The organism is Oceanisphaera litoralis (assembly GCF_016907015.1).
Taxonomy (GTDB): Bacteria; Pseudomonadota; Gammaproteobacteria; order Enterobacterales; family Aeromonadaceae; genus Oceanimonas; species Oceanimonas litoralis.
The window spans coordinates 109,189-124,202 of the sequence record NZ_JAFBBE010000003.1; the positions used below are offsets into that span (position 1 = coordinate 109,189).

General features: G+C 57.2%; 9 protein-coding genes and 1 tRNA gene. 2 read left to right on the forward strand and 8 right to left on the reverse strand.

The window, feature by feature from the left end:
- Positions 1-14: 14 nt before the first annotated feature.
- Positions 15-91, forward strand: a tRNA-Met gene (locus HNR62_RS02655).
- Between the two features lie 159 nt (positions 92-250).
- On the opposite strand, the gene HNR62_RS02660 is transcribed toward HNR62_RS02655, so the two are convergent.
- The 8 genes from HNR62_RS02660 to HNR62_RS02695 form a co-directional block, all read right to left on the reverse strand.
- Positions 251-787, reverse strand: a complete 537-nt coding sequence (locus HNR62_RS02660) for a cell division protein ZapC domain-containing protein (protein ID WP_204794542.1) — start codon at positions 785-787, stop codon at positions 251-253.
- A 104-nt stretch (positions 788-891) separates the two neighbouring features.
- Positions 892-1,899, reverse strand: coding sequence for a quinone-dependent dihydroorotate dehydrogenase (gene pyrD, locus HNR62_RS02665; protein WP_204794543.1), 1,008 nt, complete (start codon positions 1,897-1,899; stop codon positions 892-894).
- A 64-nt stretch (positions 1,900-1,963) separates the two neighbouring features.
- Positions 1,964-6,799, reverse strand: a complete 4,836-nt coding sequence (locus HNR62_RS02670) for an NAD-glutamate dehydrogenase (RefSeq protein WP_204794544.1) — start codon at positions 6,797-6,799, stop codon at positions 1,964-1,966.
- 317 nt (positions 6,800-7,116) lie between these two features.
- The gene (locus HNR62_RS02675; protein ID WP_204794545.1) at positions 7,117-7,338 is read right to left on the reverse strand and encodes a DUF2835 family protein; all 222 of its coding nucleotides are present in this window, start codon (positions 7,336-7,338) and stop codon (positions 7,117-7,119) included.
- On the reverse strand, positions 7,338-9,944 hold the full coding sequence (gene pepN / locus HNR62_RS02680; RefSeq protein ID WP_204794546.1) for an aminopeptidase N: 2,607 nt from the start codon (positions 9,942-9,944) through the stop codon (positions 7,338-7,340). Before pepN ends, HNR62_RS02675 begins: the two co-directional genes overlap by 1 nt.
- An 81-nt stretch (positions 9,945-10,025) precedes the next feature.
- Positions 10,026-12,032 (reverse strand): carboxy terminal-processing peptidase, encoded by a 2,007-nt coding sequence (gene prc, locus HNR62_RS02685; RefSeq protein WP_204794547.1) that lies wholly within the window; start codon positions 12,030-12,032, stop codon positions 10,026-10,028.
- A 10-nt stretch (positions 12,033-12,042) separates the two neighbouring features.
- A complete protein-coding gene (proQ, locus tag HNR62_RS02690; RefSeq protein ID WP_204794548.1) occupies positions 12,043-12,588 on the reverse strand; it encodes an RNA chaperone ProQ in 546 nt (181 codons plus the stop codon).
- Positions 12,589-12,675: 87 nt separating this feature from the next.
- The gene (locus HNR62_RS02695) at positions 12,676-13,134 is read right to left on the reverse strand and encodes a GAF domain-containing protein (RefSeq protein ID WP_204794549.1); all 459 of its coding nucleotides are present in this window, start codon (positions 13,132-13,134) and stop codon (positions 12,676-12,678) included.
- A gap of 75 nt (positions 13,135-13,209) precedes the next feature.
- Here HNR62_RS02695 and HNR62_RS02700 point away from each other — a divergent pair, with 75 nt between their 5' ends.
- Positions 13,210-14,997, forward strand: a complete 1,788-nt coding sequence (locus HNR62_RS02700) for an ABC transporter ATP-binding protein (RefSeq protein WP_204794550.1) — start codon at positions 13,210-13,212, stop codon at positions 14,995-14,997.
- Positions 14,998-15,014 lie beyond the last annotated feature (17 nt).

Sequence of the window (15,014 nt, forward strand, 5' to 3'; positions counted from 1 at the left end):
GCGCAAGTCAATGGCGCGGGATGGAGCAGTCTGGTAGCTCGTCGGGCTCATAACCCGAAGGTCGTCGGTTCGAATCCGGCTCCCGCAACCAACTTGTAGCAACGAATCCCCTCCCCTGTAATATCCCTATTTTCTATTCATTATCCATAACCAGCTATCAGCTCAGTTTATTCAGTTTATAATCCATACGTTTCAATCCAATCATTACTTTTCTTATCGCTTACCGCTTACGGCTGTCTTTTCGCTTTGCTTATCCCACTTTCCTGATTTCTTCTTCCCGGTATGATACTTCCAGACTGATGATCCTGTCGTTCATCACCTTGATGGCACCAAAGGTCGGTAATTGTTTGGTCTCCGCCAGCAACTGCCCCGCCGACAAGGACATGCAGACCGTCGCCGACGGCGAGGTTTCCACCACCATCATGGTCAGCTGCTCGGTCTGAATGTCGAGTGCTATCAACTCACCCAGATCCGGTTGATGATAATCGGCCTGGGGCTCGAAAAACCAGCTCTGTGGCATCAGGGGTTTGTAAAAGCGGGCGATGGCAATGCCGTTCAGCGCAGCCTGCACCCGTTGCGCGGGGGCGCGAATCGAGGACAATTGATCGAGAAAACGGTAATAGAGGCCGGTATCTTCTACCGAAAAACACTGTTCCATATTATCGGAGCACACCAGCTGTTTCTTGATATAGGGGGTGCTGAACTGCATTTCCACCCCCAAATCCAGCATCAGGTGTCGATCCTCGCCCATAAACCAGCGCCAGCCATCATTTGGTTGTAATAACATCCCAGCCACACCTTGTGATAATAAAATTGTCGTTTTGCTCCCCGATACCTTCATTTATATTGTATTTGAGCGTGGGGAGCAAACTGTCAGACCAATAATATCCGTTACAGGTGACGGGCCAGACGTTGAACCAGTGCCGGTCCCTGATAGATAAAGCCGGAATACACCTGTACCAGGCTGGCACCGGCCGCCATTTTTTCTCTGCCGGCAGTCAGTGAATCGATCCCCCCGACGCCGATAATCGGCAGTCGGCCATCCAGTCGGCGCGATAATTCCTTGATCACCAGGGTACTTTTATTCTGTACCGGCCGACCACTCAGGCCCCCTGCTTCATGAGCATGGGGCAAGTCGAATACCAGTTCCCGATCCAGGGTGGTATTGGTGGCGATGACACCGTCGAGCTCGAAGCGCACCAGGCTGTCGGCCACCTGCTCGATTTCTTCCATCGACAAGTCCGGCGCTATCTTGACCAACAGCGGTACCTGTTTGTTATGCTGCGCGGCCAGTTCTCCTTGTTTCTGCTTGAGTGAAGACAGCAGGTCGTCGAGCGCCTCGCCGTATTGCAGCGAACGCAGGCCCGGGGTATTGGGCGAAGAAATATTCACGGTAATATAACCGGCATGGGCATAGGCTTTTTCCATGCAAATCAGATAATCGTCTTTGCCGTGTTCGATGGGGGTATCTTTATTCTTGCCGATATTAATACCCAGCACGCCTTTGTAACGCGACTGCCTGACATTCTCGATTAAATAATCGATACCCTTATTATTGAATCCCATGCGGTTGATGATGGCGTCGGCTTCCTTGATGCGGAACAGCCGCGGCTTGTCATTGCCTTGCTGGGCCCGCGGCGTGACGGTTCCTATTTCGATAAAACCGAATCCCATGGCGGCGAAGGCATCAATGCAGTCCCCGTTTTTGTCGAGTCCGGCGGCCAGCCCGACCGGGTTATCGAAGGTCAGTCCCATCAACTGCACCGGATTATGGATGTTGGGACGACGATACAAGGCCGCCAGCGGGCCGTGCTGGGTTTTGGCCAGCCCCTTGATGGTCAGTTCGTGGACATGTTCGGGGTCACATTGAAAAAGCAGGGGTTTAACCAGTGAATACACGTATTTTTCCTCATAAAAAAAGCCCCGGTCATGGCCGGGGCTCTTGTGTTTGACACCGTGAAATTTAGACGGCGTTCATACAATTGAGATGGAGCAGGTTCAGCTCGCGCATGGCGACCGAGAACTGGGCGAATTCATGACTGCCGGACGCCTTGAAATCGGCCAGCAGATGGCGCCAGCGATTCAGTAAATGCTCATGCTCATCAAGCCACTGATCGAGCATGTTAGCGCATTCAACCTTGGCTTTACAGCGTTTCAATACCACGGACGTCAGGCTGCGCTGCTGATAATCCAGATCTTCCCGGAAGGCAGCCCGGGCCAGTGCCTGCCAGTGGTTGCCCACCGCCTGCTTGTTGATCTGTTCCAGAAACCAGTGCAGCTCCAGCTCGGCACCCAGATGGAAGTACAGCTCGGCCACCAGTCGAATATCTCTGTCATGCTCGGCCGCAACCTGGGTCAGATCCAGCGCGGAGAACAGGCTGCTCATCTGCGCCACTCGCTCGGCAATGGAGGTCGGCACCTCCTGTTTCTCAAGCTTGATAACCTCGTTCTTGTGCTCCTTGACCTCGGACTCCACCATCACCTGATAGAGGTGTTCGGTCAGCGAGGCGTAGGCCGGTTTGAACTGGGCAATGCTTTGCTCGATGCTCTGGTTACGGTTACGCGAACGCAGGAACCAGCGGGTCGCCCGGCGAATCATGCGACGCACCTGATAGAACATCTCCAGCTGGGTAGCGGCCGCCACCTTGTTGTCCAGCGCTTCGATATCACGCAGCAGCTGGTTCATGCCGAAGACTTCACGGGCAATCATGAAGCTGACGGCGATGTCGCACATGCTGGCACCGGTTTCATCCTGCAGCCGGTTGGCGAAGTTGAAGCCCATGTCGTTGACCATGATATTGGCCAGACGGGTCGCGATAATTTCACTGCGCAGCGGATGCTCCATCAGCGCCTCACCAAACCTGTCCACCAGCTTGGCCGGCATGCTGGCTGGCAGCAATCGGGCGATGTAGTCGTTATCGGTCAGTTCGGGCACATTGAGCAGGTCTTTCAGCACCATTTTGCCGTAAGCCACCAAGATGGCCAGCTCGGGTCGCGTCAGACCACGACCGGCCGCCATGCGCTCGGCCAGCTCTTCGTCGTTCGGCAGATATTCCAGGTTGCGGTCGAGTTTCCCTTCCCGCTCCAGCCAGTGCATGAAGTGCTGATGCTCCTTGAGCGGGCTGGCGCCACGATGCTCGGTAATGGAGATGGTCTGAGACTGACGGTAGGCGTTGGTCAGCACTATGTCGGCCACATCCTGCGTCATGTCGTACAACAGCTGATCCCGGTGTTTCCTGGTCAGTTCACCCTTGTCGACCAGGGCGTTGAGCAGTATCTTGATGTTGACCTCGTTATCCGAGCAATCCACACCACCGACGTTGTCGGTAAAGTCGGTATTGATGCGCCCGCCGTTGGCGGCATATTCAATCCGGCCCAGCTGGGTACAGCCCAGGTTACCGCCCTCGCCCACGATACGGGTGCGAAGATCTTCGCCGTTTACCCGTACCGCATCATTGGCGCGGTCGCCCACTTCGGCATCGCTTTCCCGCCGTGATTTGACGTAGGTGCCGATACCGCCATTCCACAACAGATCGATGTCGGCCAGCAGCAGATGACGGATCACCTCGGTCGGGGTCAGGGTGGCTTTCTGGGTACCCAGCAGTTTCTTCATTTGCGGGCTGAGCCTGATCGACTTGGCCGAGCGCAGGAAGATGCCGCCACCTTCGGAAATCAGGCTGCGATCATAATCGTCCCAGCTGGAGCCCGGTGTATTGAACAGACGCTCCCGCTCCTGGTAGGTGCTGGCGGCATCCGGATCCGGGTCGATAAAAATGTGCAGGTGGTTGAAGGCCCCCACCAGACGGGTATGTTCGGACAGCAGCATGCCGTTACCGAACACATCGCCGGCCATGTCACCGATACCGACGGCGGTAAAGTCGGTCTGCTGACAATCGATGCCGATTTCCCGGAAATGGCGCTTCACCGATTCCCAGGCACCGCGGGCGGTAATGCCCATTTTCTTGTGATCGTAACCAACAGAGCCGCCGGAGGCGAAGGCATCGCCCAGCCAGTGGCCATACTCGGCGCTGATTTCGTTGGCAATGTCGGAGAAGGTTGCCGTTCCCTTGTCGGCCGCCACCACCAGGTAATAGTCGTCTTCGTCATGGTGCACCACATTCTTGGGCGGGATCACTTCCCCCTGAATGATGTTGTCGGTTACGTCCAGCAGGGCACGAATAAAGAGACGGTAGCAGTTCTGGCCTTCCTTGAGGAAAGCGGCCCTGTCACCGACCGGCAACTGCTTGCAGACAAAACCGCCCTTGGCGCCGACCGGCACTATGACGGTGTTCTTCACCTGCTGCGCCTTGACCAGGCCGAGCACTTCGGTACGGAAATCTTCCCGGCGATCGGACCAGCGCAAGCCGCCCCGCGCCACCTTGCCCCAACGCAGGTGCACCCCTTCCACTCGCGGCGAGTAGACGAAGATCTCGAACTTGGGCAAGGGCAACGGCATGTCGCTGATGGTTTCGGGTGCCATCTTGAACGAGATATAGGCCTTGTCGCGGCCGTCAGCGGCGGGTTGATAGAAGTTGGTTCTCAGGGTCGCTTCTATCATCTCCATGTAGCGGCGGATGATACGGTCATCATCCAGGTTGGCGACCTTGTCCAGCTCTTCGATCAACTGCTGATGCAGTTTCTGTTCCTGCCTGGGATCCTGCTTGAGTTTGGGCGAAAACCGACGCTGAAACAGGCTGAACAGCAGGGCGGCCAGTTCCGGATAACGGGACAGGGTTTCTTCGATATAACTCTGGCTGAAGGTCACACCGGTCTGGCGCATGTACTTGGCGTAGGCACGCAATATGGTCACTTCCCGACCGCTCAGTCCCGCCGCCAGTACCAGCCGGTTGAAACCGTCGCTTTCCAGCTCGTTGTTCCACACCTGGGCAAAGGCTTTCTGAAACCGCTCCTGGCTGCTGTCCAGATCGAGCGGTGCACCGGTGTAATACATGGAGAAGTCGAGGATCCAGAAGGTTTCATCGGTACACTCGATTTCATGCGGCGTTTCACCGATCACCCGCAGGCCCATGTTTTCCAGCATCGGCAAGACGTCGGACAGATGAATGGGCTCGGCTCTGTGATACAGCTTGAGGCGTACCCGATTGGAGTCCCGCTCTTCTTCCTGCGCCCGGTAGAACAGCATGCCCAGCGGGTTGTTATCGTTCAGCGCTTCCAGTTTTTCGATATCGCCTACCGCCGAGCCGGGCATGACATGCTCGGTATAGGCACGCGGAAAGGCATTGCGATATTTTTCTTTCAGTCGATTGCTTTCGGCTTCACCGAAGCTGACAGACAGGGCCTGCTCCAGCTTGTCTTCCCAGCTCCGAGCGGCTTCGATCAGATTGGCCTGAATTTCGTTCACGTTGATATCCATCGAATTGTTCGGCACCCGGATCAGATAGTGGGTACGGGCGAGTACGCCTTCCGAGAAATAGGTGGTGAATTCCACTTCTTCTTCCGAGCCAAAATAACGCTGCAATATGCGCTGGGTCTTTTCACGCAATGCCGTGTTGTAGCGCTCCTTGGTGACATACACCATGCAGGAGAAGAAGCGGCCGAACAGATCCCGGCGTACAAAAAGCCGGGTCATGTCCCGCTCCTGCATGGCCAGTACGCCCATGCCGATATCCAGCAGTTCCTTTTCGGTCGCCTGTATCAGTTCATCACGCGGATAGGTTTCCAGAATATTGAGCAGCGCCTTGTAGGCATGAGAGCCGTGCTCCAGGCCGGAGTCGTCGATGATGCGTCTGAGCTTGGCGCCGATCAGCGGGATCTGCATGGCGCTGGTGTTGTAGATGCTGGAGGCATAGAGGCCGATAAAGCGATCTTCCCCCACCACATTGCCCTTGTCGTCGAAACGCTTGATACCGATGTAATCGATATAGGCCGGTCTGTGTACCCGGGATTTATGGTTGGTCTTGGTCAGTACCAGGATATCCTTGCTCAACGCCGCTTCGCGTGCGGTCGCGGTCAGGCTGCTGAACTTGAGGTTGTCGCCCTTCTGTACATGACGCATCAGGCCCAGGCTGGTGTCCTGTTCAGGTACCAGTTCGTAGTCACCTTCGATGGCGGAAATATGATAACGGCGGTAGCCCATCAGGGTAAAATTGTGATCTGCCACCCAGCTCAGAAAAGACAGGGTTTCCTTCAGGTGTTCCGGTTTGGCGCTCTTGGCCTGCCTGGGCAGATCCTTGATGATGTCACCGAAGCGCTCTACCATCGGCTGCCAGTCACCGACCATCAGCGACACTTCTTCTACCACCGACAGTAACTCGTCACGCAGTTGATCCCGGGTTTTCTCCTGGGGCTGCCGGTCGATCTCGATCAGAAAGGCGGTTTCTACCCGATTCTGCTTTTTCTGGTCACTGCTCGACAGTATCTGTTGCAGCTTGCCCTGCTCGTCGCGCACCAGATGCATCGGCTGGTGCAGCATCAGGTGTGAAGTAATGCCCTGCCGGGTCAATACCATGCGGATGGAGTCCACCAGAAAAGGCGCGTCCTTGATGATCAGTTCGACGATGGTATGAGGGGACTGCCAACCGTGGCGGGACAACTCGGGATTATAGACGCGCACATAGGGCGTTTGTTCGACTCGGGTTTCAAAAGAACCCCACAGACTGACCGCAGCACCATACAGATCGCTATCGTTACGATGATGCAGATCGTCATGGGTCATACCGCTGTAAAGCTTGCTGACGAAAGTATTTACCAGGGGCGCGGTATTATCGGAAAACTTGTCGTCTACCAATTGATTCACATTTTCAAGTAAAACGGACGTTGCAGCTTCTTTAAATATCATGGCGTCGTGTTCCTCGGATACAGGCAATGACCATGGGGAAGTGGAGCCCCGACGGGACAAAAACAGTGTAAGCCCGCACTATTTCGAATGCGAGCAACGCCACGGAAAAAGGTGTCAAAGTATCGACTCGATCACGAGTGTGCAGAACATATACAAAGTGTAGAAAAACATTTGCAAAACAATCATCTAAACATAAATGAATTGTTTTAGTATTATTTTGAATAATTAGCATGGCCCCCGCATTCGCGAGGGTGACGATAAAGACAAACCAAATAAAGGCAGACAGGCCCGTTTGCCGGCCTGCCTTGTATTCAGGATCAGGACAGGCGTTGGAGTCGATGCAGCTGATGCTGCTCGGTCAACTCGATTTCAAAGCGGCCGTTCAGGCCGTCGTGACCAACAAAACCGCGAAAATGATGCAGGGCCACCTGCAGCCGCAATCCCTGCTCGGTAATGACCGACAGGGCGGCAGTATGACCCTGATAATACTGCAGCAGCTGCGCTCTGCCGATGGCCAGCCGAAAACGCAGCCGCTGCATCAGGCCAGCGCCTTGCTTATTTTCTCATACAGATCCCGCGACAGCGCGGGCAATGCCATCAGCTGCTGCAGCCGTGCCTTGATCAAGGTCTGGCGGGCATCATCCAGCCGGGAAAACTGGATAAGCGGCGTCACCAGCCGTGATGCCACCTGCGGGTTGCTGTCATTGAGTTGCTCCAGCACCGACACCAGCAGATCATAACCGGCACCATCGAGACGATGGAACTGCAGCGGGTTGGCCGATATAAAGGCACCGATCAAGGCCCGCACCCGGTTGGGGTTGTTCAGGCTGAAGGTCGGATGCGCCATCAGCTGCCGTACCCGCGCCAGCGTGCCCTCGCCCGGTGCCGTCGCCTGCAGCCGGAACCAGTTGTCGAGCACCAGACCATCCTGACGCCATTGGGCTTCAAAGTCGGCCAGCATGGCCTCGGCCTCATCCGCCTCGGCCCGTACCGCCGCCTTCATGGCCGCCAGGGTGTCGGTCATGTTGTCGGCATGCCGGTACTGTTGTTGCACCTTCGCCGTATCGCCGGCCAGGGCCAGGTAGCCGAGTGCCACGTTTTTCATCGCCCGCCGTGCCATATCCTGATGATCGATGCGATATTCCGGGGTCAGATTCTGCTCATAGGCCTGCTGCCACAGGGGTCGCAGGGCCTCGGCAAGCTCCGCCTGCAACTGCTGGTGCACCTGCCCCAGCAAGCCGATATCGACCTGTTCGAACAGCTCCAGCAAACTGCCCAGATCCGGCAGCGTCAACATCTGTGCCTGCAGGGCCCGATCCAGGGCGGCATCTTCCAGTGTGGTACGGAACACATCGATCAGGGTACGCGGCAACAGCGCGACGTCACCGCGCTGCAGACGAGACAGCTTGTCCACCACCGCCTTGTTGATCAGCATCTGCACCGCATCCCAGCGCACAAATTCGTCGATGCTGCTCTTGGCCAGCAAGGTCAGCTGTTCATCGCTATAGGGATAGTTCAGCTTGACCGGGGCGGAAAACCCCTGCAACAGCGCAGGAACCGGCCGGGACGGAATCTGTTCGAATACAAACTGCTGCTCGTCTTCCAGCACATCCAGCACCGGACCGACGGGCTCGCCCTTGACCCGCAGCGACAACGGCTCGCCCTGCTCGGTGTAAAGCGCCAGGCTGAGCGGAATATGCAGCGGCAACTTGCCGGCCTGCTCCCTGGTGGCCGGGGTATGCTGACGCACGGTCAGGGTGTAGCGCTGCTGCTCGGCATCAAAGTCGTCGGTCACGGTCAGCACCGGGGTGCCGGCCTGGCTGTACCAGCGCTGGAAACGGGTCAGATCCCGGCCACTGGCCTCGCTCATCGCCGCCACAAAATCATCACAGGTGGCGGCCTGGCCGTCATGGCGTTGCAGATACAGCGCCAGCCCCTGCTGAAACGCCTGCTCGCCGAGCAGGGTATGCAGCATGCGAATCACTTCCGAGCCCTTCTCGTACACGGTCAGGGTATAGAAGTTGTTCATCTCTATCACCGCATCCGGGCGGATGGGGTGCGCCATGGGTCCGGCGTCTTCCGCAAACTGGGGACCGCGCATGATGCGTACGTTCTGAATGCGGTTCACGGTACGCGAACCCAGATCGGACGAAAACTCCTGATCCCGGAACACGGTCAACCCTTCTTTCAGCGACAACTGAAACCAGTCGCGGCAGGTCACCCGGTTGCCGGTCCAGTTATGAAAATATTCATGACCGATCACCCGTTCCACATCCAGGTAATCGCTGTCGGTGGCGGTAGTGGCATCCGCCAGCACAAACTTGGCGTTGAAGACATTGAGGCCCTTGTTTTCCATGGCGCCCATATTGAAGAAGTCTACCGCCACTATCATGTAGATATCGAGATCATACTCCAGATGACAGCGCTGCTCGTCCCAGGCCATGGAGGCCTTGAGGCTGTCCATGGCGTGCCCGGCCCGGTGCAGATTGCCCTTGTCGACGAAGATCTCCAGTGCCACGTCCCGTCCGCTCATGGTGGTGTAGCGGTCGCGCAATACATCGAAGTCGCCCGCCACCAGGGCAAAGAGATAAGCCGGTTTGGGGAAGGGATCCTGCCATTGCACCCAGTGGCGGCCGTCATCGAGGCTGCCCTGACTGACACGGTTGCCGTTCGACAGCAGATAGGGATAGGCGGCGGCATCGGCGGTGATCCGGGTGCTGAACCGCGCCAGCACGTCGGGTCTGTCCAGATAATAGGTAATGCGTCTGAACCCCTGGGCTTCACACTGGGTACAGAAGGCCGAGCCGGACTTGTAGAGCCCTTCCAGCGCCGTGTTGGCGGCCGGGTTGACTCGGGTCTTGATGGTCAGCACGAATGCTTCCGGCAGTTGAGACAGGACAAGTCCGTTCTCGGTCTGCTGGTATTGCTCGATGTCCACTCCGTTGACGGCCACCTGCAGCAATTCGAGCTGCTCGCCGTCCAGTACCAGCGGTTCGTCGTGCTCGCCATTACTGCGCACCCGGCTGATGGCCACCACCTCGGTGGCGCTGTCATGCAGCTGAATGTCCAGATCCAGGGTATCAATCCAGTAATGAGGTGGCTGATAATCTTCGCGATATTGCACTTGCGGTTTTGTTTGGGTCATAGCGGAGATCTCGTTAAGGTCGTCGGAGGGGGCTTTAATGAGAAAGCCCGGATCCGGTCAAGCCGGATCCGGGCGGGGGTTTCAGCCAAGCAGTCGGGCCAAATCGGCGGTAATGCGTGCCGCTTCTTTCAGATAGCCGTCATCCGGCTCGAAATCGCCGGGGATATTATCGAGGGAATCGACCGGATCCAGTCCGGCCCGGCGTAAGCGGTCGTTAAGACGGGCCAGAGACTTGGCGTCCTGCTCTTCCATCTCGGTTTTGCGCTCAACAAGATTGAGTGAAACCGAGTCCTTGTCTTTCAGCTTCTTGTATTCCTTGATGTCTTCAAAGACATAAACAAATTCGGGATCCTGTTCGATTCGCGCCTGATGGCGCTGACGAAGCTGACCCAGCAGCGGCGTCAGATCCCGAATACGCTTGAAGTCGAGGCTGGCAATCTGATCCCAGGGCAGTGCGTTCTTCTCCAGGCTTTCACCGGTTTCCTCCGCCATTATGGGGGTCGGGAACGGGATATCCGGTCGCACCCCCTTGTTCTGGGTGCTGCCACCGTTGATACGATAAAACTTGGCGATGGTGAACTGCACAAAACCCATGGGATTTTCGTAAAGATCGTAAATGCGCGACAGGCTGCGATGCTGCTGCACCGTGCCCTTGCCAAAGGTGTTTTCACCCAGGATCACCGCCCGACCATAGTCTTTCATGGCGGCGGCAAAAATCTCGGAAGCCGAAGCAGAATATCGATCCACCAGCACCGTCATCGGCCCCTCGTAGGCCAGCATGTCGTCCTCGTCGCCATTGACCGAAATACGGCCCAGGCCATCGCGGATCTGCACCACGGGGCCGCTGTCGATAAAGAGACCGGTCAGGGCCGAGGCCTCGGTCAGGGCGCCACCCCCATTGCCGCGCAGGTCGATGACCAGCCCCTGAATACCCTGGGTTTTCAACTTGTTGATTTCTTCCGCCACATCGGTGCTGAGATTGACGTAGAAGCTCGGAATTTCGATAACACCGATGTTTTCACCGTCGATCTGCAATACCTTGCCGCTGGCGGCTCTGTCTTCCAGTCGAACCGTGTCACGGGTCAGCTCGATCACTTTTGGCGTTGCCGTTACCGCCTTGCCACGCTGAATCTGTAACCAGACCCGGGTGCCTTTACGCCCCTTGATCAGGTCAACCACTTCATCCAGCCGCCAGCCGATCACGTCGATGACCTTGTCCGCACTCTGCCCCACCCCGATAATCCGGTCTTCGGGCTGCAGCTCACCGGACTTGGCGGCAGGACCGCCCGGCACCAGGGAGCGGATCACCGTATAGTCGTCTTCGGCCTGCAATACGGCGCCGATGCCTTCGAGCGACAAGTTCATTTCGGTCTCGAAACGTTCGGCATTGCGGGGGCTGAGATAACTGGTGTGCGGCTCTATGGCCCGGGCAAAGGCATTGGCAAAGCTCTGGAAGGCATCTTCACTTTCACTCTGGGCCAGACGCTTGATGGCGTTGTTGTAACGCTTGCCCAGGGTATCGCGGATCTCGTCCCACTCTTTATCGGCCAGCGCCAGACTCAGGGCGTCGTATTTGACCCGCTGATACCAGAGCCGGTCCAGCTCCTGCCCGTCATTGGGCCAGTCGGCCTTGCGACGATCGAACTGATACTGCTCCTGACCGTCGAAGGTCATGGGGGTATCGAGTAACGACAGGGCATACACCAGACGCTGATAACGCTGCTGCAGACTGTCGTTATACATATTGAAGGCAATGTCGAGCCGGCCAGCTCTCAGCGCATCATCGAATCCGTCACGATAGTGCTCGAAGCGGGCGATATCGGCCTGAGTAAAAATGTTTTTGCTGTAATCCAGACTTTCGATGAAGCGATCGAAGATCGCTTCCGAGAAGGCATTATCAAGCTGGAACTGACGATAATGAGAACGGGTGAACAGCGCGGTAACCCGCTTGCTGGCAGCCGCATGCTGACTTTCCGGTGCCAAGACAGGAATGGCGGAGGCATCGATGGCCGGCGGTACCGCCCAGGCGATTCCCGCCGCCATGATACCGGCGGCTACCAGAGACAAACGAATTCCGGGACTGATCAAACCCTACTCCTTAAAGAATAAGATGCTCAAACTTGACGCGCATGGACATGCCGGTTTTAAGTTCCACCTGAACATCATCGCGAGTCACTTCTTTAATGGTAGCGGGAACCGGTGACTTGCCCAGCAATACTTTGACATTCTGCTCTACGGTCAGGGCCGCCGGATCCACCTTGCGGGGCTTGGGCTTGGGCTTTTTGGCGGCAGGCTTGTCCTTGCGCGGACCAAACACCTTCTCTTTGCTTTCCTTGAGCGCACCCTTGGCATGATCCACATGTTCCTGGGTCAGCTCGCCACAAGGCTCACCGTCCAGGTCTACCCGGATCTGGCCGGCCTTGAGGCCGTGCAGGTAACGCCAGCTGGAGGTGTACTGACGCAACGCCGTGCGCAGCAGGGTCTTGGATACCTTGGGATCCTCCGCCAGACGGGCGGCCAGATCCTGAAAAATACCAATTTTCAGCGGCTTGGCTTCGCCGGTCGCTACGAAGCACTGGGGGAAGCATTCGGCCAGATAGGCGATGACTTCTTTACTGTTTTTCAACTTTTCCGAGTTTTCCATGAAATACCTTGGTGTAAGACCTGAGGGCGCAGCGCCCATTGAAACATGCATATTATAAAGCGCGCACTGACAAAAGCGACCCCGGCGTTACAACCGAGGTAACACGGCGGCAACCCAGTGCCGCAATCCGGCTTCGTCTTCTTCATCAAAACGCCCGAACGAGGGGCTGTCGATGTCCAGCACGCCCCATACCGCATCGCCCTGACCCAGCGGTAGCACGATTTCGGCGTTGCTGGCCCCGTCACAGGCGATATGGCCGGAAAATTCATGTACATTGGCAATCCGCTGTACCTGGCCGGTCGCCGCGGCGGTACCACAGACTCCCTTGCCGACCGGAATCCGGATGCAAGCCGGTTTGCCCTGGAAGGGGCCCAACACCAGGGTGTCCTCTTCGCGCAGATAAAAACCCACCCAATTGATGTCTTCCAGTGCCAGATTAAGCAGGGCGGACAGATTGGCGAGCTTGGCAATACGATTGGGCTCACCGTCGCACAGGGCAAGTGCCTGAGCGGTGAGGCTTTGGTAAAATGCAGACTTTTCAGACATAAAATACAGAGCGCCGTTAATTTTCGCTTAACTTACCTGCCCTGCTCCCAAATGAAAACCCGATGATGGTGATTGATGGATAAAAAAACGCTGAATGCTCCGCTTTTGCAGTGGCCGAACATCATGCGGATGATGCAGCGCCATCGCTCCCTGCTGATTTATGCCCATCTGTTTGCCCTGTGCGGCACCCTGCTGGCGGTGCCGGTCCCCCTGCTGATGCCCTTGCTGGTCGATGAAGTGCTGCTGGACAGCCCCGGTCGTCTGCTGAGCGGACTGGACGGGCTGCTGCCCGTGGCCTGGCAGACCGGTGTCGGCTATATTCTCGCGGTGCTGGTCATCACCCTGCTGCTGCGCAGCCTGTCGCTGGTGTTCAACATCATTCAGGGACGCCAGTTTGCCCGGGTGGCCAAGCACCTGACCTTTCAGATCCGTCGACGACTGGCGCGCCAGTTGACCCGAACCCCCCTGCGCGCCTTCGAGTCTATCGGGGCCGGCAGCGTCAGTTCGCATTTTGTCACCGATGTGGAAACCCTGGATAAATTTCTGGGTGAAACCCTGAGCCGCTTGTTGATCAGCATACTGAGCGTGGTGGGCACGGCCGTGGTGTTGCTGCTGCTCAACTGGCAGCTTGGGCTCTTTATTCTGCTGCTGAACCCGGTGGTGGTGTATTTTTCCAGCCGTCTGGGGGCCAGGGTCAAGCATCTGAAACGCGACGAGAACAGCGCCTTCGAGGTGTTCCAGCAAGCGCTGGTGGAAACCCTGGACGGCATTCACGAAATTCGGGCCGCCAACCGGGAACGTCACTATATGCTGCGGGTGATCGACCGGGCCCGCGGGGTGCGCGATACCGCCATCGATTACGCCTGGAAGAGTGAAGCCGCCGGACGCGCCAGCTTTCTGCTGTTTTTGTCCGGGGTGGAGCTGTTCAGAGCCACCGGCATGATCATGGTGCTGTATACCGACCTGACCGTCGGCCAGATCTTCGCGGTGTTCAGCTACCTGTGGTTCATGATGGGGCCGGTGCAGGACCTGCTCAACATGCAGTACTCCTTTTATGCCGCCACCGCCGCGCTCAAGCGCATCAATCGCATGCTGGCCCTGGGGGGAGAGCCCGAGCGTCCGGGCCGCGTCGATCCCTTCGAGGGGGTCACAACCCTGCCGATTTCGGTAACGGGGCTCAGTTTTTCCTATAACGGCGAGCGCAAGGTGCTGGATGATGTCAGCCTGCAGATCCGGGCCGGTGAAAAAGTCGCCCTGGTCGGCGCCAGCGGCGGCGGCAAGTCCACCTTTATCCAGTTGCTGCTGGGCCTGTATCCGGCCGATGCCGGAGATATCTGCTTTGGCGGTGTCAACAGCCAGGACATCGGCTTTCCGACCATTCGTGAACATGTGGCCACCGTATTGCAGCAACCGATACTGTTCAACGATACGGTACGATCCAACCTGAGCCTGGGCGATATGCACGACGACGAGACGCTGTGGCAGGCATTGCGGGTAGCGCAAATGGACGGGGTGATAGCGGACATGGACCAGGGGCTGGATACCCAGGTGGGCCGGCGCGGCGTCAAGCTGTCGGGGGGACAGCAGCAACGGCTCGCCATTGCCCGCATGGTGCTTAAAAATCCGGCCATCGTGATCCTGGATGAAGCCACCTCGGCACTGGATACCGAAACCGAACAGAAGCTGCATCAGGCGCTGGCCGGCTTTTTGCGGGGCAGAACCACCCTGATAGTGGCGCACCGTTTAAGTTCGGTGCGCCAGGCGGACAGGGTGCTGGTATTTGAAGACGGCAAAATCAGCCAGTCCGGCACCCATCACGAGCTGCTGGAGCAGCCCGGTTTATACCGTACCCTGTATTACTAATGTGAGGGGTAAGGGGT